The sequence below is a fragment of the Streptomyces sp. NPDC001508 genome (assembly GCF_040298665.1).
Classification (GTDB): Bacteria; Actinomycetota; Actinomycetes; order Streptomycetales; family Streptomycetaceae; genus Streptomyces.
The window spans coordinates 1-18,698 of record NZ_JBEPAP010000079.1; the positions used below are offsets into that span (position 1 = coordinate 1).

An 18,698-nucleotide genomic window follows, 5' to 3' on the forward strand; every position below is an offset into this window, starting at 1 on the left:
TCCACCAACCCCGCGGTCATCGCCTTCCTGCGCGAACACGAGGACGACCTCGTCCTGTGCGTCCACAACTTCTCCCGCTTCGCCCAGCCCACCGAGCTGGATCTGGGGCGGTTCGGCGGCCGGCATCCGGTCGAGCTGTTCGGCGGGGTGCGCTTCCCGGCGATCGGCAAGCTGCCGTATCTGCTGACCCTCGCGGGCCACGGCTTCTACTGGTTCCGACTGCGCGGGGACACCGTGTAGCGGCCCCGTGGAAGACGCCGGCGGGACGGTTTCCACCGCCCCGCCCGGGGCACGCATCAGTAACACCCCACCGGCTCGGGCGCCCAGGAGGCGTACCGAAGAATGGGGAAAGGACATGACGCCATGGCGGAAACGGTCACCCCGTCCGGCACGACGAGTCCGGCTCATATCCTCGCGTCCCTCGATCCCCTGCTGCGCGAGTGGCTGCCCAGGCAGCGCTGGTTCGCGGGGAAGGGCCGCCCGGTCACCGGGTTCTCACCGGTGGCGGTCACCGAGTTGCTGCCCGTCGGCCGCCTCGGCCTGTACCACCTGCTGGTCCGCGCCCACCAGCCGCCCGCACCGGGCGCCCGGCCGCAGCCCGGCGACTGCTACCAGCTGCTCGTGGGCGCGCGCGAGGCGCTGCCGCCCCGGCTGGCGCCCGCGCTGATCGGACACGTGGACCAGGGGCCGCTCACCGGACGCACGGTGTACGACGCCCTGTACGACCCCCGGCCCGCCGAGGTGCTGCTGGAGGCGCTGCGCACCCGGGCCCGTATCGGGGTGCTGCGCTTCGAGGGGGACCCGGGGCAGAAGATACGCGACGGGCTGGTGGCCCGGCTGCTGACCGCCGAGCAGTCCAACTCCTCGGTCGTCTACGGAGACACGTTCATTCTGAAGCTGTTGCGCCGGGTCGTGCCCGGCGTCAACCCCGATCTGGAGATACCGCTGGCGCTGGCCGGCGAGGGCTGCGCCCGGGTGCCCGCGCCGACCGCCTGGCTGCGGGCGGAGATCACGGAGGCGGCCGGCGAGCCCGCTGTGCTGGCCGTGCTCCAGCCCTTTGTGCGGGGCGCCACGGACGGCTGGGAGCTGGCGCTGCGCCAGCTGGCCAAGGGCGAGGACTTCGGCGCGGAGGCGCGGGCGCTGGGCCGGGCCACCGCCGAGGTGCACACCGCGCTCGCGCACGCGCTGCCCACGGTCACCCTGGGCCGCGGCCGGCTGGAGCCGCTGGTCGACGGCATGATCGAGCGACTGGAGGCGGCCGTCCTCGCGGTGCCGGCCCTGCGCCCCTACGCGCCCGGACTGCGGTCCGCCTTCACCGCGCTGGCCGACCTGGCCGGCGAGGGGCGCACCTGGACCGCGCAGCGCATCCATGGCGATCTGCACCTCGGGCAGTGCCTGCGCGCGCCGTCCGGGCCGTGGTCGCTGATCGACTTCGAGGGCGAGCCGGCCCGGCCGCTGGCCGAGCGGCGCATGCCGCAGCCCGCGCTGCGGGACATCGCGGGCATGCTGCGCTCCTTCGACTACGCGGCGCGGTCGGCGAGCCCGCCGGCGCCCGGCTGGGCCGCGGTGTGCCGGGCGGCGTACTGCACCGGGTACGCCGAGGTCACCGGGTGTGATCCGCGCACCGATCCCGTGCTGCTGCGGGCGTACGAGACGGACAAGGCGGTCTACGAGGTCCTCTACGAGGCCCGCCACCGCCCCGACTGGCTGCCCGTGCCCCTGGCGGCGGTCCACCGCCTCGCCTCGTCCGACCACACCTGACCCGCCCCGCGCCGAGGAGGCCCCACCCGTGACCCCGCGCCCCCCGTCCAGCGCCCCGGACCCTGACGACCGGCACCCGCACGCTCCCACCGCCGGAGACCCGCCGAGGGCCGGGGAGGTCGAGGGCATGGCCGTCCTGGCTCTCGGCGCGGGGGATCGGGAGCGGTTGCTGGCGGGGACGCACCATGATCCGCACTCCGTGCTCGGGGCGCATCCGGTGGCCGGCGGTGTGGTGTTCCGGGCCTTCAGGCCGTACGCCCTGTCGGTCGCCGTCGTCACCGACGGTCTGCGGGCCGAACTGCACGACGACGGCGGTGGCTTCTTCTCGGCCCTGTTGCCCCTGCGGGACGTCCCCGCGTACCGGCTGCGTGTGACGTACGAGGGCGCCGTCCACGAGACCGAGGACGCCTACCGGTTCCTGCCCACGCTCGGCGAGCTGGATCTGCATCTGATCGGCGAGGGCCGGCACGAGCGGCTGTGGCGGGCGCTGGGCGCCGAGCCCATGACGCACCAGGGCGTGGCGGGCACCCGCTTCTCGGTGTGGGCGCCGAACGCCCGGGGCGTGCGGCTGGCCGGCGGGTTCAACTTCTGGGACGGCACCGGGTATCCGCTGCGTTCGCTCGGCTCCTCGGGCGTCTGGGAACTGTTCGTGCCCGGCATCGGCGAGGGCGAGCTGTACAAGTTCGAGATCACCCGGCCCGACGGCTCCCGCAGCCTGCGCGCCGACCCGCTGGCCCGGCGCACCGAGGTTCCGCCCGCCACCTCCTCGATCGTGCACGCCTCGCACCATGTGTGGGGCGACGACGCGTGGCTGGCGCACCGCGCGGACATCCCGGTGCACCAGGCGCCGTTCTCCGTGTACGAGGTGCATCTGCCGTCCTGGCGACCAGGGCTGACCTATCGTCAGCTTGCCGATGAACTTCCCGCGTACGTGAACGAGTTGGGCTTCACCCATGTGGAGCTGATGCCGGTCGCCGAGCACCCCTTCGGCGGCTCCTGGGGCTACCAGGTCACCGGCTTCTACGCACCGACCGCCCGCCTCGGCACCCCCGACGACTTCAAGTACCTGGTCGACGCCCTGCACCGGGCGGGCATCGGCGTCCTCATGGACTGGGTACCAGCCCACTTCCCGCGCGACGACTGGGCGTTGGCCCGGTTCGACGGCCGCCCGCTGTACGAGCACGCGGACCCGCTGCGGGCCGCGCACCCCGACTGGGGCACCCTGGAGTTCGACCTCGGGCGCCGCGAGGTGCGCAACTTCCTGGTCGCCAACGCCGTGTACTGGTGCGAGGAGTTCCACATCGACGGCCTGCGCGTGGACGCCGTCGCCTCCATGCTCTACCTCGACTACTCACGCGAGCCGGGCCAGTGGACACCGAATGTGTTCGGCGGACGCGAGGACCTGGACGCGGTGGCGTTCCTGCAGGAGATGAACGCCACCGTCTACCGCCGCTGCCCGGGCGTGGTCACCATCGCCGAGGAGTCGACCGCCTGGGACGGGGTGACCCGGCCCACGGACAGCGGCGGCCTCGGCTTCGGCCTGAAGTGGAACATGGGCTGGATGCACGACTCGCTCCAGTACATGCGGCACGAGCCGGTGCACCGCACGTACCACCACCACGAGATGACCTTCTCCATGGTGTACGCCTACAGCGAGAACTACATCCTGCCGATCTCCCACGACGAGGTCGTGCACGGCAAGCGCTCACTGGTCTCGAAGATGCCCGGCGACTGGTGGCGGCAACGCGCCGACCACCGCGCCTACCTCGCCTTCATGTGGGCCCACCCCGGCAAACAACTCCTCTTCATGGGCCAGGAGTTCGCCCAGGGCGCCGAATGGTCCGAAACACACGGCCCCGACTGGCGGCTGCTCGACCCCGGCTACCCGGCCGAACCCGACCACCGCGGCGTCCGCGACCTCGTACGCGACCTCAACACCGTCTACCGCGCCACCCCCGCCCTGTGGCAACGCGACACCGACCCCACCGGCTTCCAGTGGATCACCGCCGACAGCGCCGACGCCGCCGACGACAACGTGTTCGCGTTCCTGAGGTACGACGCCGACGGGACACCCCTGCTGTCGGTGTCCCACTTCTCCCCCGTCGTCCGCCACGACTACCGGCTCGGCGTACCGGACGACGTGCCCGCGTGGCGGGAGGCCGTCAACACGGACGCGGCCCGCTACGGCGGCGGCGACGTGGTGCACCCGCACCCGGTCAAGCCGGAGCCGCGGGGCCGGCACGGGCGCCCCGCGAGCATCCGGCTGACCCTGCCCCCGCTGGCTACGGTGTGGCTGCGGCCTGCCTGAGCCCGTCGGGCAGGGCGCCCGTGTACAGCACGCCCAGCCGCTGGGTGGCCCGGGTCAGGGCCACATACAGGTCGCTGGTGCCGTACCGGCCCGGCTCCACCACCAGTACCGAGTCGAACTCGAGCCCCTTGGCCTGGCGCGGATCCAGCAGGACGACGGTCCGCGTCAGATCGGGCTCGGTACCGGCCGTCACCCCGTCAAGACGGGCGGCGAGCGCCCGGTGCAGGCTGCGCGGCGCGATCACCGCGAGGCGGCCCTCGCCGGGGGTCAGTTCGGCGACCGCCTTCGCCACCGCGCCCGGCAGATCGTCGGCCGCCTGCGCCGCCCAGGGCCGTACCCCCGTCGAGCGGACCGAACTGGGCGGTTCGAAGCCGGGCTGTTCGGCGCGGACCACGGCCGCGGCCAGGTCCATGATCTCCGACGGGGTGCGGTAGTTGACGCCGAGGCGTGTGTGCTCCCAGCGGTCCTCGACGTACGGGGCGAGGATCCGGGACCAGGAGCCCACGCCCGCCGGCTCCGCGGTCTGGGCCGGGTCGCCGACCAGGGTCATCGAACGGGTCGGGCTGCGCCGCATCAGCAGCCGCCAGGCCATCGGCGACAGCTCCTGCGCCTCGTCCACGATGATGTGCCCGAACGCCCAGGTCCGGTCGGCTGCGGCCCGCTCGGCGGCGCTGCGGAAGTCGTCCTCCTCGTGCCGCTCGGCGAACCGTTCGGCGTCGATGATGTCGTGCGCGGACAGCACCTCGGAGCCGTCGGGATCGCTGTCCTCCTTGTCCTCGAACTCGTAGGTGCGGGACGCGTACGACACATCGAGGACGCCCTGCGCGAAGGCGATCTGCGTCTCGCGTTCCCGTTCGGCGAGCGTCCGCCTGACGCGGTCGTCCTCGCCGAGCAGTTCGGCCGCCTCGTCGAGCAGCGGCACATCCGCCACGGTCCACGCCCGGGTCACCGGACGGCGGATCGCGGCGGCGTCCTCGTCGCTCAGATACCCGTCGGGGTCGGCGAGGAAGTCCGCGAGCAGCCGCCGCGGGGTCAGCCTCGGCCACAGCTGGTCGATGGCGGACCAGACGTCCGGGTTCTCGGCGAGTTCGTCGCGGATCTGGGTGAGGTCGGCGGCGTCCAGCAGATTGCCGCCGTCGTACGGGTCGGTCCCGATGCGCTCGGCCACCATGTCGGTGAGCGTGTTGAGGATGTGGCCCTCGAAGTGCTCGCGGGCCACGTTGTGCGGCAGCCCGGCGGCGCGGGTGCGCTCGCGGGCGACCTTCACCAGGCCGTCGTCGAGCATCAGGACCTCGCGGTCGTGCTCGATCGCGATCACCGGGTCGGGCAGCGCCTGCCGGTCGCGTACGACGGCGGCCAGCACATCGGCCATGTCGGCGCGGCCCTTCACGGCCGCGGCCCGCGGGGTGTCCTCGGCGGTGGCCCGCACCCCGGGGAACAGCTCACCGACCGTGGCGAGCAGCACCCCTGTCTCACCCAGGGACGGCAGCACCTCGCCGATGTAGCCGAGGAAGGCCGGGTTCGGGCCGACGATCAGGACGGCCCGCCGGGCCAGCAGGTCCCGGTGCTCGTACAGCAGATAGGCCGCCCGGTGCAGCGCCACCGCGGTCTTGCCGGTGCCGGGGCCGCCCTCGACCACCAGCACCCCGCGGTGGGGCGCCCGGATGATCTCGTCCTGTTCGGCCTGGATGGTCTGCACGATGTCGCTCATGCGTCCGGTGCGCGCGGAGTTGAGCGCGGCCAGGAGCACGGCGTCCCCGGTCGGGTCCTCGTGGCCGGTGCGGGTGGCGTCGCCGAGGTCGAGGATCTCGTCGTGCAGCGAGGTGACCCTGCGGCCGTCGGTGGAGATGTGCCGGCGCCGGCGCAGACCCATCGGGGTGTGGCCGGTGGCCAGATAGAAGGGGCGGGCGACGTCGGCGCGCCAGTCGATAAGAATCGGGCTGCGCTCGGCGTCGTCGGCGCGCAGCCCGATACGGCCGATGTGGTGGCTGGTGCCCGAGGTCAGATCGATGCGGCCGAAGCAGAGCGAGCCGTCCACGGCGTTCAGCGCGGCGAGCAGCCCGGACCGTTCGGCGACCAGGATGTCCCGCTCCAGGCGGGCCTGCATGGGCTTGTCGCCCTGCGCGAGGGCGTCCGCGACGGAGGTCTCGGTGTCGCCGCGCAGCGCGTCCACCCGCACGTACAGTCCGTCGATGAATTCCTGCTCGCGACGCAATTCATCGTCCGGAAATTCGGTGTTTGACAATTCCGCTCCCGCCCGGATATACTGTGCTCACTGAACTTCTTTGCGACCGCATTTCTTGAAGTCGCGAATCACCGAATATACGCAGGGAAATCCCCCGAGCGCAATTGCTCGGGGGATTTTTTTGCCGGTTCACCGTCCTACAGCACGTCGGACAGCTCCTCCAGGAGCCTGCGCCGGGGCCGCGCCCCGACCATCGCCTTCACCGGCTCACCGTCCCGGAACACCATGAACGTCGGCATCGACAGCACCTTGTACGCGTTGGTGGTCAGCGGATTGGCGTCCACGTCCAGCTGCACGACCTTGAGCCGGTCACTCGTCTCGGCGGCGAGCGCGCCGAGCACCGGCACCATCTGCCGGCACGGCGGACACCAGTCGGCGGTGAACTCCACCAGCACCGGCAGATCGGATTCGAGCACCTGCGCCGTGAAGTCCCCGTCCGTCACCTCGGCCACGCCGACCGTCCTGGTCATCCTCAGTGTCCTCCCAGTTCGCACTCCGGCTCCGGACCGCCCGGAACCAGCGCCTCGGCGGCCAGCGCGTCCCTGGCCCGCTCCGCCCGCCCCAGCTGCCCGGCGACCTGTGCCCGCACCGCCCGCAGCTCCCCGATGAGCGCGTCCAGCTCGTCCAGCTTGCGCCGGTAGATCGCGAGCGAGGCGGGGCAGGAGTCGCCCTCCGGGTGCCCGGCCCGCAGACACTCCACGAACGGCCGGGTCTCCTCCAGGTCGAACCCGAAGTCCCGCAGCGTCCGGATCTGGGTGAGCAGCCGCAGATCCCGCTCGTCGTAGACGCGGTGGCCCTTGCCGTCGCGACGCGCGGACAGCAGCCCCCGCGCCTCGTAGTACCGCAGTGTCCGCGTGGTGGTCCCGGCCCGTGCGGCCAGCTCGCCGATACGCATGTCCTCGACGGTAGGCGTTGACGTCGGCGTCAGGGCAACCCGCCGGTCAGCCGGGCGTCCCCGCGGACCGGGTCACCTCCAGCAGGGAGGCGCTGTGCCGCTCCGCGTCATAAGCCCGGCGTCCGCCGCGCAGGCCGAACAGACGCTTGGCGAGCGCGATGTAGAGAACGGCGAGGATGTTGACGACGAGAGTGGCGATCTTCACCCAGCTGATGTGTTCGCCGAGTTCGTAGATCTCCAGCGGCAGGAAGACCGATGTGGAAACGACCGTCAGGTACTCGGCCCAGCGTTTGGCGTACCACAGGCCGACGGCCTCCACCAGCTCGATCAGCGCGTACGCCAGCAGCAGCGCCGCCACCAGCAGCAGCGTGGAGTGCCGGTAGCCGAAGGCCCGCTGGAGGGAGCCCACCACCGGGGAGTGGTCGAGGTCGTAGTGGAAGTGCCTGAAGACCGGGCGGAAGACGTCGAGGTACTCGTCGAACAGCCGCCGTACCGCGTTCTCGCTGTTGCTGAACCTCCACACGGCCACCGCGACCAGCACGACGAACACCCCGCGCGCGGCCCGCTCGACGGCCAGGCAGCGCAGGATGAACAGGTCCCGCAGCACCTTGCCGCGCGGCACCAGCGGGGCGTCGGCGGCGGGCCCCGAGCCGTGCGGCTCGCCGAGCACGAAGTCGCCGCAGCGCAGGCACCGCCAGACCTCGCCGAGCGCGGTCCCGGCGTGCAGCCGAACCCGCAGCCGGGGATCGTCCGGGGCGTAGGTCACATGGCCCTTGCGCGCACATGTGCGCCGGTTCCAGTCGATCGCCATCCCCCGTGTCCTCCGTAGGTGCCCGCGGCCGTGCCGCGCCGGTCGTCCGGCACGGCACGCTAGTTCATCCGGGTAAGAACGGTGAGAAAGGCGGCGCCGGCCGGGGCCGTTCAGTCGGACCTGCTGCCCGTCAGCTCCCGCTCCTCCCAGGCCGGCTCCGGTGCGGCGGCCGGGCGGCCCGGCAGCAGCAGCGCCACCAGGACCGTGCCGGCTCCCAGGATCACCGCGCCGACCAGGCTGGTGCGGGCCACCGCGTCCGCGAAGGAGGATCCGACGGCATCGGTCATCTGTCGGGCGCCCTCGGCGAGCCGGCCGCCCGGGGCGGTGCCCGGACGTCCGGCCCGGGGCCGGGAGCGGTGCACGCGGCCCATCTGAGCGGGCGGGTCGACGCGTTGGTGATCCGTGGCATCAGCGACCGCGCCGACGCGGACAAGCAGCGGGCCGACGCCGCCGGTTCCCAGGAGCGGGCCGCGGCGCGGGCGGCGGCCGTCGCCGTGGCGGTGCTGCGCACCCACGCCCCGGACGGCGACGCTCCCGCCGTGCCCGAGGAGGACGCCCAAGTCACCTACGGCGGCGACCACATCGACTTCCGGGGCGGCACCTTCCACGCCCCCGTCACCGGCAAGACGGCGGACACCGACCGTACCGACGACCGCCACTGACGGCTCCCCCGGTTCACCCGAAGGCGCCGCTGCCCGATCCGCCGCAACTGCATCGACCTGACGGGCCCACTCCCCCTACCGTCCCGGAACCATCAGGCCACACCGCCGCGCACCCGCACAAGGTCATGCCTCTGCGCCCCGGCACCGCGCTCACCGCGTGCGGCAACGCATCCGGCGGCAGTCCCGACACCTCCACCATCGACTCCGGCACACCCGCGAGGGCGCGCAGGCACGGCCTTCACCTCGCCCTGACGGCGGGCTGGATCGCGCACGCCTGGAGGAGAACGGCGAACCCCCGCGCCGTCGGCGACAACGCCCTCACCACGCCCCGGCCACCCCGCGGTACCTCGACGTCGAACGCCCGCGCCGTCGGCGGCTATCCGTACCACCCGGACGCTCACCAGGCCAGGGGGATCAGAAGACCGACTCGGCCTCGTCCATCCGGTCCTTCGGTACCGTCTTCAACTCGGTGACCGCCTCCGCGAGCGGCACCATCACGATGTCGGTGCCGCGCAGCGCGGTCATCCTGCCGAACTCGCCCCGGTGCGCGGCCTCCACCGCGTGCCAGCCGAAGCGGGTGGCGAGCACCCTGTCGTACGCGGTCGGCGTGCCGCCGCGCTGGACATGGCCCAGGATGACCGGCTTGGCCTCCTTGCCGAGCCGCCGCTCCAGCTCGTACGCGAGGGCCGTGCCGATGCCCTGGAAGCGCTCGTGCCCGTACTGGTCGATCGCGCCCTTGCCGTAGTCCATGGTGCCCTCGGCGGGGTGCGCGCCCTCGGCGACGCAGATGACGGCGAACTTCTTGCCGCGGTCGAACCGTTCTTCGACCATCTTGGCCAGGTCGCCCGGGTCGAACGGCCGCTCGGGCAGGCAAATGCCGTGGGCGCCGCCGGCCATGCCGGACTCCAGGGCGATCCAGCCGGCGTGCCGGCCCATGACCTCGACGACCATCACGCGCTGGTGGGACTCCGCGGTGGTCTTGAGGCGGTCCATCGCGTCGGTGGCGACGCCGACCGCGGTGTCGAAGCCGAAGGTGCGGTCCGTGGAGGAGATGTCGTTGTCGATCGTCTTCGGGACGCCCACGACCGGCAGGCCCGCGTCGAAAAGCATCCGGGCCGCGGTCAGTGTGCCCTCGCCGCCGATCGGGATCAGCGCGTCGATCCCGAACTCGTCGACCATGTCGGTGGCCCGCTCACAGGCCTCGCGCAGCCGGTCGCGTTCCAGGCGCGAGGAGCCGAGGATGGTCCCGCCGAGGGAGAGGATGCCGCTGACCGCGTCGAGATCGAGGGCGCGGTAGTGGCCGTCGAGCAGCCCCCGGTAGCCGTCCTCGAAGCCGATCATCTCGTCGCCGTAGTGCGTGACCGCCCGGTGCACGATCGACCGGATCACGGCGTTCAGGCCGGGACAGTCGCCGCCTGCGGTGAGGACTCCGATGCGCATCCTGCTGTGTCTCCTGCTCGCTGTCGACGCGGGTGAGCCAGTCCGATTGTTTCATGTCCGGGAGGCGGACCAGGCCCCCGGTCCTGACGGGCGCTTTATCCGCGGGCGAAGGTATTGTCAAGAGGGCTCCGCTCACCCCGGCGGGCGTTTTTTGTACGTGCCGGAACATTCCGACGAAACGGAGAGCACGCGTGACCCGCAGTGTGTACGTCACCGGGATCGACCGCGGCGACGGCCGCCAGGTCGTCGAGCTGGGAGTCATGGAACTCCTGACCCGGCAGGTCGACCGGGTGGGTGTGTTCAGTCCGCTCGCGCACCACCACCCCGACCGCCTCTTCGAACTGCTGCGGGCCCGCTACCGGCTCTCCCAGGACCCGGCCACCGTCTACGGCATGGACTACCACGAGGCGTCCACGCTCCAGGCCGAGCAGGGCACCGATGAACTGGTGTCCACGCTCGTCGACCGCTTCCACCTGGTGGCCCGCGACTACGACGTCGTCCTGGTGCTCGGCACCGACTTCGCCGACACCCAGCTCCCCGACGAACTCGCCCTCAACGCCCGGCTCGCCAACGAGTTCGGCGCCTCCGTCATCCCGGTGGTGGGCGGCCGCAGGCAGAGCACCGAGTCCGTGCTCGCCGAGACCCGCAACGCCTTTCGGGCCTACCAGGGCCTGGGCTGCGACGTGCTGGCGATGGTCGCCAACCGGGTGGCCCGCGACGACCGTGAGAAGCTGGCCGAGCAACTCGTGGACCGGCTGCCGGTGCCCTGTTACGTGCTGCCCGACGAGCCGGCCCTGGCGGCGCCGACCGTCGCGCAGATCGGCCGGGCCCTGGGCGCCGAGGTGCTGCTCGGCGACGACTCGGGGCTCGCCCGGGACGCGCTCGACCTCGTCTTCGGCGGCGCCATGCTGCCCAATCTGCTGGCCGCGCTGACCCCGGGCTGCCTCGTGGTGACCCCGGGCGACCGCGCCGACCTGGTCGTCGGCTCGCTGGCCGCGCACAGCGCCGGCACCCCGCCGATAGCGGGCGTCCTGCTGACCCTGAACGAGCGCCCAAGCGACGAGGTCCTCACCCTGGCCGCCCGGCTCGCCCCCGGCACCCCGGTGCTGTCCGTGGCAGGCAACAGCTTCCCCACCGCCGAGCGGCTGTTCGCCCTGGAGGGCAAGCTGAACGCGGCCACCCCGCGCAAGGCGGAGACCGCGCTCGGCCTGTTCGAGCGGTACGTCGACACCGGTGACCTGCTGGGCCGGGTCTCCGCGCCGAGCAGCGATCGCGTCACCCCGATGATGTTCGAGCACAAGCTGCTGGAGCAGGCCCGCGCCGACCGGCGCCGGGTGGTGCTGCCGGAGGGCGCCGAGGAACGTGTGCTGCGCGCCGCCGAGGTGCTGCTGCGCCGGGACGTGTGCGATCTGACCCTGCTCGGGCCGGTCGGCCGGATCCGCAAGCAGGCCGCCGACCTCGGCATCGACCTCGGCGAGGCACAGCTGATCGACCCGGCCGTCTCCGAGCTGCGCGAGGCGTTCGCCGAGCGGTACGCCCGGCTGCGCGCCCACAAGGGCGTCACGGCGGAGCTGGCCCACGATGTCGTCGCCGATGTGAACTACTTCGGCACCCTGATGGTCGAGGAGGGCCTGGCGGACGGCATGGTCTCCGGTTCCGTGCACTCCACCGCGGCCACCATCCGGCCCGCGTTCGAGATCATCAAGACCCGGCCGGAGTCCTCGATCGTCTCGTCGGTCTTCTTCATGTGTCTCGCCGACAAGGTGCTGGTCTACGGTGACTGCGCGGTCAACCCGGACCCGGACGCCGCGCAGCTCGCCGACATCGCCGTCCAGTCGGCGGCCACCGCGCGGCAGTTCGGCGTGCAGCCGCGGATCGCGATGCTGTCGTACTCCACCGGTACGTCCGGTTCGGGCGCCGATGTCGACAAGGTGCGCGAGGCCACGAAGCTGGCCCGCGCGCGGCGGCCCGATCTGAAGATCGAGGGCCCGATCCAGTACGACGCCGCGGTGGAACCCACGGTCGCCGCGACCAAGCTGCCGGACTCCGAGGTGGCGGGGCAGGCCAGCGTGCTGATCTTCCCCGATCTGAACACCGGCAACAACACCTACAAGGCCGTGCAGCGCTCGGCCGGCGCGATCGCCGTCGGACCGGTGCTGCAGGGCCTGCGCAAGCCGGTCAACGACCTGTCACGGGGCGCGCTCGTCCAGGACATCGTCAACACCGTCGCCATCACGGCCGTCCAGGCGCAGAGCCCCGCCCCGGCCCCGTACGAGAAGGCAGCCGCCCAGTGATCTCCCGCCCGTCGCCCGCCACGACGCCGTCCGGCGAGCCGCGCCGGGCCGCCGTCGCGTCGCGTGTCCTCGTCCTGAACTCCGGCTCGTCGTCGCTGAAGTACCAGCTGCTGGACATGCGCGACGGCGGCCGGCTCGCCGTCGGTCTGGTGGAGCGGATCGGCGAGCAGACGTCCCGGCTCAGGCACACCTGCCGCGCCACGGGCGACAGTCGTGAGCAGAACGGGCCGATCGCGGATCACGACGCCGCCCTGAAGGCCGTCGCCGGGGAGCTGTCCCGGGACGGCATCGGCCTGGACTCGCCGGAGCTGGCCGCGATCGGGCATCGCGTGGTGCACGGCGGCATGTTCTTCACGGAACCCACCGTCATCGACGACGCCGTGCTCACCGAGATCGAGCGGCTGATCCCGGTCGCGCCGCTGCACAACCCGGCGAATCTGACCGGCATCCGCACGGCCCGGGCGCTGCGCCCGGACCTGCCGCAGGTCGCGGTCTTCGACACCGCGTTCCACACGACGATGCCGGAGTACGCGGCCCGCTACGCGATCGACACCAAGCTGGCGGACCGCTACCGGGTGCGGCGCTACGGCTTCCACGGCACCTCGCACGCGTATGTCTCCCGGGCGACCGCGCGGCTGCTCGGCAGGGCGCCGCAGGAGGTGAACGTGATCGTGCTGCACCTGGGCAACGGGGCGTCGGCCTCGGCGGTCCGCGGCGGCCGGTGCGTGGACACCTCGATGGGGCTGACGCCCTTGGAGGGGCTGGTGATGGGAACCCGCTCCGGTGACCTGGATCCCGCCGTCATCTTCCATTTGCGGCGCGTTGGCGGAATGTCCATGGACGAGATCGACACTCTCCTCAACAAGGGGAGCGGTCTGTTCGGCCTGTGCGGCGACAATGACATGCGGGAGATTCAGCGCAGGATCGAGGAGGGCGACGCCGGGGCGCGGCTCGCCTTCGACATTTACGTGCACCGACTGAAGAAGTACATCGGCGCCTACTACGCGGTACTCGGCACGGTGGACGCGGTCGTCTTCACCGCCGGGGTCGGCGAGAACGCCGCCGCGGTGCGGGCGGCGGCGATCGAGGGCCTGGCGGGGCTGGGCCTCGCCGTCGACCCGGAGCTGAACGCCGCGCGGGGCGACGGGGCCCGGCTGATCTCGCCGCCTCACGCGCGGGCCGCCGTGGCCGTGGTTCCGACGGACGAGGAATGGGAGATCGCCGAACAGACCTACGCACTGGTCGGAAAGGGCGTCTGAGGAATTCGACCGGCACCCTCCTGGCACTCGCCTGAGCGTGAACCCGCCCATTTGTGTCTTCCATCAGACGGAATATTCCGTAGCGAAACAAACCGATAGGATCGCCCCATGCGCCGTTCGAAAATCGTCTGTACTCTCGGCCCCGCGGTCGACTCCCACGAGATGCTCGTCGCCATGATCGAGGCGGGCATGAACGTGGCCCGGTTCAACTTCAGCCACGGCAGCCACGCCGAGCACCAGGGGCGGTACGACCGCGTCCGCGCCGCGTCCAAGGAGACCAACCGCGCCGTCGGCGTGCTCGCCGACCTCCAGGGACCCAAGATCCGCCTGGAGACCTTCGCCGAGGGTCCGGTGGAACTGGAGCGCGGCGACGAGTTCGTCATCACCACCGAGGACGTCCCCGGCGACAAGAGCATCTGCGGCACGACGTACAAGGGCCTGCCGGCCGATGTCTCGCGCGGCGACCAGATCCTGATCAACGACGGCAATGTCGAGTTGAAGGTCCTGGACGTCGAGGGCCCCCGGGTGCGGACGATCGTCATCGAGGGCGGCGTCGTGTCCGACCACAAGGGCATCAATCTGCCCGGCGCGGCCGTCAACGTGCCCGCGCTCAGCGAGAAGGACATCGAGGACCTGCGGTTCGCGCTGCGCATGGGCTGCGACCTGGTCGCGCTGTCCTTCGTCCGGGACGCCCGGGACGTGGCCGACGTCCACAAGGTGATGGACGAGGAGGGCCGCCGCGTCCCGGTGATCGCCAAGGTGGAGAAGCCGCAGGCGGTCGAGAACATGGAGGACGTCGTGATGGCGTTCGACGGCGTGATGGTCGCCCGTGGCGACCTGGCCGTCGAATACCCGCTGGAGAAGGTCCCCATGGTGCAGAAGCGCCTGATCGAACTGTGCCGGCGCAACGCCAAGCCGGTGATCGTGGCGACCCAGATGATGGAGTCGATGATCACCAACTCCCGTCCGACCCGCGCCGAGGCGTCCGACGTCGCCAACGCGATCCTGGACGGCGCCGACGCGGTCATGCTGTCCGCCGAGTCGAGCGTGGGCGCCTACCCGGTCGAGACCGTCAAGACGATGTCGAAGATCGTCCGGGCGGCCGAGCAGGAACTGCTCTCCAAGGGCCTGCAACCGCTGGTGCCGGGCAAGAAGCCGCGCACGCAGGGCGGTTCGGTCGCCCGGGCCGCGTGCGAGATCGCGGACTTCCTCGGCGGCAAGGGCCTGATCGCCTTCACCAAGTCCGGTGACACCGCCCGCCGGCTGTGCCGCTATCGCGCCGCCCAGCCGATCATCGCCTTCACCACGGACGAGTCCACCCGCAACCAACTGACGCTCAGCTGGGGCGTGGAATCCCACATCGTGCCGTTCGTGAACAGCACCGACGAGATGGTCGACCTGGTCGACCTGGAGATCACCAAGCTGGGCCGCTTCGACGCGGGCGACACCGTGATCATCACGGCCGGCTCACCCCCCGGCGTGGCCGGCACCACCAACATGGTCCGCGTCCACCACTTGGGCGGCGGCGAAAGGGACTGAGCGCTCCGCTGGATGCGCCGCGATGTGCCGTCGGTCGTGTGCGGCACCGTCGTAGCTGGTCGCTCCCCCAAGTTCTCGGCTTCGCTCGAACAGGGGGCACCCCCATCGCGGCGGAGCCGCATGTCGATACAGCCCCGCGCCCCTTCGGGGCGCTGTCGAACCGCCGCGTACTTCACCAGACCTGCTTGGCCGCTCCCCGAGGTCGGGGCCATCGGCCCACCAAGCCCGCACGACACCGAGGGCGCCCCCTGCGAACGAGCAGGGGGCGCCCTCGCTTCTGCGGCTCCCGAACGGGCTTGTGGGGGTTGTCAGTCAGTGGTGTATACGTGCATGCCCGGTATGTGCAGGGTGCCGCCGAACTGGGCGGCCTGGGTCACCTTCACATGGGTGAAGTAGATCAGCGGGATGTTCAGCGGCGGCGGGCTGTCGGGGCTGAAGGTCACGGGGATCAGGCCGAAGAGGTTCCCGGAGATGCTCTCCGTGTACATCACCGTGTCGCCGTCGCGGATCGTGGACGTCGAGCCGGCCGCCGCCTGCACATGGTAGGTCTTGCCTGCCTGCTTGTCCTTGACCGTCTGGTGCAGATCACCGATGTCGGTGCCGCCGGAGATGACGTACTTCAGCACCTTCTTGGTGGTCCCGTTGGCGCGCTTCACCTCGACGATGCCCTGGTAGTCGGCGTTCTTGAGGAGCAGTGAGCTGGCGTTCAGGTACCAGGGGTCGTCCGCCACCGGCACCGCGTTGTCGACGCCGCCCGTCTCGTCCGTGGCGACCGGGCAGTCGTCGGCGGAGACGGAGGCGCTCGCCGAGGGACTGGGCGAGGAGGTCGCCGACTCGGCCACCTGCTGCGCGGCGTCGGTGGTGTCCCCGGCCGCCTCGGACACCTTGCCGGTGGTGTCCCCGACGGTGTCCTCCACCGTCTTGGTGACCTTGCCTGCGGTGTCCTTGACGGTGTCGGCGGCGCTGCCGCCCGCGTCCTCGCCGTCTTCGGAGTCCTTCCCGTCGGAGTCCTTGCTCCCGGAGTCCGCCGCGGACGCCGACGCGGAGGGCGTGGGGCTCGCGCTCGCCGAGGAGCCGGAGCCCGCGCCGCCGGTGAGGATGCCGGTGATCGCGTCGCCGATGGTGTCGAGCAGGTTCCCGCCGCCGGTGGACGCCGACGGGCTGGGCGTGGCCTTGTCGTCAGAGGCGGAGCCGGAGCCGGAGGCGTCCGAACCGCCCGCCGAGGACGCCGACTTGGACGCGGACGGGCTCGGTGTGGCCTTGTCGTCGGAACCTGAATCCGACGAAGAGGTCTTGCCCGACGTGTCGTTGGCGCCGTCGGCCGTGCCGTCCGTCGCCGACGGGGTCGGCGACGCCTGGTCCGCGGACTCGCTCGCGCTCGGCGAACCGGAGGGCGACGGCGAGGCCGAGGCGTTCTTCGAGTCGTCCAGCGCGGTGAGACAGCCCTTGTACTCGTCGGCCGTCAGGCTCTTCGACGGCGCCGGTGTGTCGTTGTTGTCGGCGAGGGCGAGCGTGGACGTGAACCCCATGCCCATGAGGACCGCCGTCGGCATCGCCACGGTGGCGATGGCTTTGCCGGCCGGCATGTGGAACCTGGTGAACAGCGGCTTCTTGGGTGCCGCGTGGCGCGGCCCGGTTCTCACACGGGACGTCTCCACATGAGTCCCGTGGGTCACCTCGTCAGCCGGCACTGTGCCTCCCGTTCGCCCCGTTGCCCGGGCTCGTTCCTGACAGGTCGTTCGCCTCGTACCCCGGGCCCGTGGCACTGCCGGGCGCGGCCTGCGGGGAGTCCCCCGCGCCCGCGCCGTTGGCCTGTGCCGGCTGCGGCACCGGCGGCACCCCCGGAGCCCATGCCACGGCCATCGCCCCGCCGATCAACGCGAACAGGAAGCCGATGACGAAGCCGCCGAAGTTGGACACGGGGATGGACACCAGCGCCAGCAGGATCGCGGCGACGCCCGCGAAGGTCCGCACATGCTGCTGGAACCAGAGGCTGATGCCGAGGACGACGAGCAGCACACCGATGATCAGGGACCCGGCCCCCGCGGTGGTGGCCATCGCGATCGTCAGATGACCGAACTGGAGATGCGCGTACGGGAAATACATGATCGGAAAGCCGGCGAGCAGGACGAACAGGCCGGCCCAGAACGGACGGGTGCCCCGCCAGGCGCGGAACTGCAGCCTCCTGCGGGTGAACTGACCCGGTGCGGCAGGAGTCTCGGCGCTCATGGAATACAGCTCCCTGGTACGGCATTGCTGTGGTGGTGATGTGTGCCGCGCGTGAAGACGCGGCCGGTAAGGGGACGGGCGGGGGCGCCCTTCGGCTCCCCCGCCCGTCATCGAGTGCTTAGTAGCACTCCTTGGCATCCGTCGACAGCGACATCTTCAGGCCGCTGAGCTTGAAGGTTCCGGCGGTGGTGGCCCACGCCGTCTGCTTCACGCCGACCAGCGTGGCCTTGTCCGACTGCTGGGAGAACCCGAAGGGGTTCGTGGTGTCGCCCTGCTTGATGCCCGGACCCTTGTCGGCGTCCTTGGCGGCCACACCGATGTCGATGTTCTTGAACGTCGCGTCGGCCTGGAGGTCGGCAATGTCGATGTAGATGTTGTCGGCCCGGACGGGGGTGTCGCCGCCGCCCGCCTTCAGGATCAGGCTGACCGAACCGAACACCGGGACGTTCGGGGTGACCACGGACTGGCACAGGTTCGTGATCTTTGCGGTCCTGAACGCCGAAACAGCGACGGGGTGAACCGTCTTCTTGCCGTCGAGCGTGTAACCCTCGTCGATGGCCCCGTACTGCTCGAAGCCGGTGCCCACCAGTTTGTCGGCCGTCACCTTGAACGACTGGCCGGAGACGCTGAACGACGCCGCGAGGGCGCCCTGCGCGAGTGCGACGCCTATACAAGCCGTGGCGGCGACGCTGGGCACCATGACCACAGCGAACCGCTTCCATCTGGTCCCGCCACGCACCTGGGACTCCATATTTCCTCCTTCTCGGACGTACATCTCCTGGCCCGGACTCGCACCAGTCGGCAGCTCAACCGGGCAGGGATGGGAGAAGTGCTACGTCCTCGGGAAGGAGAACGCCCGCGCCCGGGGACACGAACCGCGCCCGAAATCACCGGCGATCACCCCCGAGCGACAACCACTGGTCGCGCCTGACACGCATCACGCACAACCTTGCCGGACAGGCTTCACCGGTACGGCGAAGACCCCCCTGTCCGAGAGCCGGCCCCACTGCCGCCGGCTCTGCCCGGTGGGGACCCAGATGGACCGCGCGCCCGATTGGCTGTCGGGGTACGGGAATGGACCGAGCGTCGCCGATCGTGGTGCATTCTCGCCGCCCGCACAAGGGGGTTCGTTACTGACTAGTAACGGCCGGATAACCGAAGCACGACCCAGCGGTCTCGGAGTGCGACGCTCGGTGGCATCGAAGGGCAGAACAAAGCGGTTGGTCCCCGGGCGGAACCAGACAGATCAACGACC

At 71.2% G+C, this 18,698-nt stretch carries 14 protein-coding genes and 2 pseudogenes; 7 read left to right on the top strand and 9 right to left on the bottom strand.

Features of this window, described 5'->3' with window-relative positions; translation table 11 throughout:
* The 3 genes from ABT245_RS40615 to glgB all read left to right on the top strand — a co-directional run.
* Positions 1-240 (top strand): alpha-glucosidase C-terminal domain-containing protein (locus ABT245_RS40615; protein WP_351744554.1); only part of this gene is annotated, 240 nt, incomplete at its 5' end.
* Positions 241-363: 123 nt separating this feature from the next.
* Positions 364-1,761 carry a maltokinase N-terminal cap-like domain-containing protein gene (locus ABT245_RS40620; protein ID WP_351744557.1) on the top strand — a complete coding sequence of 466 codons (1,398 nt, stop codon included), beginning with the start codon at positions 364-366 and terminating at the stop codon, positions 1,759-1,761.
* Between the two features lie 127 nt (positions 1,762-1,888).
* A complete protein-coding gene (gene glgB, locus ABT245_RS40625; protein WP_351744645.1) occupies positions 1,889-4,069 on the top strand; it encodes a 1,4-alpha-glucan branching enzyme in 2,181 nt (726 codons plus the stop codon).
* Here glgB and ABT245_RS40630 read toward each other — a convergent pair.
* The 5 genes and pseudogenes from ABT245_RS40630 to ABT245_RS40650 all read right to left on the bottom strand — a co-directional run.
* On the bottom strand, positions 4,044-6,314 hold the full coding sequence (locus ABT245_RS40630; RefSeq protein WP_351744560.1) for a HelD family protein: 2,271 nt from the start codon (positions 6,312-6,314) through the stop codon (positions 4,044-4,046). The two genes, glgB and ABT245_RS40630, sit on opposite strands and share 26 nt — an antisense overlap.
* A gap of 137 nt (positions 6,315-6,451) precedes the next feature.
* Positions 6,452-6,784, bottom strand: a complete 333-nt coding sequence (locus ABT245_RS40635; protein WP_351744563.1) for a thioredoxin family protein — start codon at positions 6,782-6,784, stop codon at positions 6,452-6,454.
* Between the two features lie 2 nt (positions 6,785-6,786).
* Positions 6,787-7,209, bottom strand: a complete 423-nt coding sequence (locus tag ABT245_RS40640) for a MerR family transcriptional regulator (protein WP_351744565.1) — start codon at positions 7,207-7,209, stop codon at positions 6,787-6,789.
* 46 nt (positions 7,210-7,255) lie between these two features.
* Entirely contained in the window at positions 7,256-8,020 is a 765-nt protein-coding gene (locus tag ABT245_RS40645) for a DUF2127 domain-containing protein (RefSeq protein ID WP_351744568.1), read from the bottom strand.
* A gap of 110 nt (positions 8,021-8,130) precedes the next feature.
* Positions 8,131-8,337 (bottom strand): annotated as a pseudogene (locus ABT245_RS40650) (MFS transporter); the annotation flags it as partial.
* A 27-nt stretch (positions 8,338-8,364) separates the two neighbouring features.
* Between ABT245_RS40650 and ABT245_RS40655 the strand changes: the two are divergent.
* A pseudogene (locus ABT245_RS40655) lies at positions 8,365-8,682 on the top strand (nucleosidase); the annotation flags it as partial.
* 414 nt (positions 8,683-9,096) lie between these two features.
* Here the strand turns inward: ABT245_RS40655 and ABT245_RS40660 are convergent.
* Positions 9,097-10,122: an ATP-dependent 6-phosphofructokinase gene (locus ABT245_RS40660; protein WP_351744571.1), complete on the bottom strand. Its 1,026-nt coding sequence runs from the start codon at positions 10,120-10,122 to the stop codon at positions 9,097-9,099.
* 191 nt (positions 10,123-10,313) lie between these two features.
* Between ABT245_RS40660 and pta the strand changes: the two genes are divergently transcribed.
* From pta to pyk, 3 genes are all read left to right on the top strand, one after another.
* Positions 10,314-12,416 (top strand): phosphate acetyltransferase, encoded by a 2,103-nt coding sequence (gene pta / locus ABT245_RS40665; RefSeq protein WP_351744574.1) that lies wholly within the window; start codon positions 10,314-10,316, stop codon positions 12,414-12,416.
* Complete coding sequence (locus ABT245_RS40670) at positions 12,416-13,675, top strand: acetate kinase (protein ID WP_351744647.1); 1,260 nt, start codon at positions 12,416-12,418, stop codon at positions 13,673-13,675. The genes pta and ABT245_RS40670 overlap by 1 nt, the downstream gene beginning before the upstream one ends.
* A 108-nt stretch (positions 13,676-13,783) precedes the next feature.
* Entirely contained in the window at positions 13,784-15,214 is a 1,431-nt protein-coding gene (pyk, locus tag ABT245_RS40675; protein ID WP_351744577.1) for a pyruvate kinase, read from the top strand.
* 308 nt (positions 15,215-15,522) lie between these two features.
* Here pyk and ABT245_RS40680 read toward each other — a convergent pair whose 3' ends face one another.
* The 3 genes from ABT245_RS40680 to ABT245_RS40690 form a co-directional block, all read right to left on the bottom strand.
* Positions 15,523-16,905, bottom strand: a complete 1,383-nt coding sequence (locus ABT245_RS40680; protein ID WP_351744580.1) for a hypothetical protein — start codon at positions 16,903-16,905, stop codon at positions 15,523-15,525.
* Positions 16,895-17,443, bottom strand: a complete 549-nt coding sequence (locus ABT245_RS40685; RefSeq protein ID WP_351744583.1) for a DUF6114 domain-containing protein — start codon at positions 17,441-17,443, stop codon at positions 16,895-16,897. Before ABT245_RS40685 ends, ABT245_RS40680 begins: the two co-directional genes overlap by 11 nt.
* Positions 17,444-17,561: 118 nt before the next feature.
* The gene (locus tag ABT245_RS40690; protein ID WP_351744586.1) at positions 17,562-18,194 is read right to left on the bottom strand and encodes a DUF6230 family protein; all 633 of its coding nucleotides are present in this window, start codon (positions 18,192-18,194) and stop codon (positions 17,562-17,564) included.
* Positions 18,195-18,698 lie beyond the last annotated feature (504 nt).

Coding starts and splice junctions, on each gene's coding strand:
- ABT245_RS40620 (WP_351744557.1), top strand. CDS start 364: ATGGCGGAAACGGTCACCCCGTCCGGCACGACGAGTCCGGCTCATATC.
- glgB (WP_351744645.1), top strand. CDS start 1,889: ATGGCCGTCCTGGCTCTCGGCGCGGGGGATCGGGAGCGGTTGCTGGCG.
- ABT245_RS40635 (WP_351744563.1), bottom strand. CDS start 6,784: ATGACCAGGACGGTCGGCGTGGCCGAGGTGACGGACGGGGACTTCACG.
- ABT245_RS40640 (WP_351744565.1), bottom strand. CDS start 7,209: ATGCGTATCGGCGAGCTGGCCGCACGGGCCGGGACCACCACGCGGACA.
- ABT245_RS40645 (WP_351744568.1), bottom strand. CDS start 8,020: ATGGCGATCGACTGGAACCGGCGCACATGTGCGCGCAAGGGCCATGTG.
- ABT245_RS40660 (WP_351744571.1), bottom strand. CDS start 10,122: ATGCGCATCGGAGTCCTCACCGCAGGCGGCGACTGTCCCGGCCTGAAC.
- pyk (WP_351744577.1), top strand. CDS start 13,784: ATGCGCCGTTCGAAAATCGTCTGTACTCTCGGCCCCGCGGTCGACTCC.
- ABT245_RS40685 (WP_351744583.1), bottom strand. CDS start 17,443: ATGAGCGCCGAGACTCCTGCCGCACCGGGTCAGTTCACCCGCAGGAGG.
- ABT245_RS40690 (WP_351744586.1), bottom strand. CDS start 18,194: ATGGAGTCCCAGGTGCGTGGCGGGACCAGATGGAAGCGGTTCGCTGTG.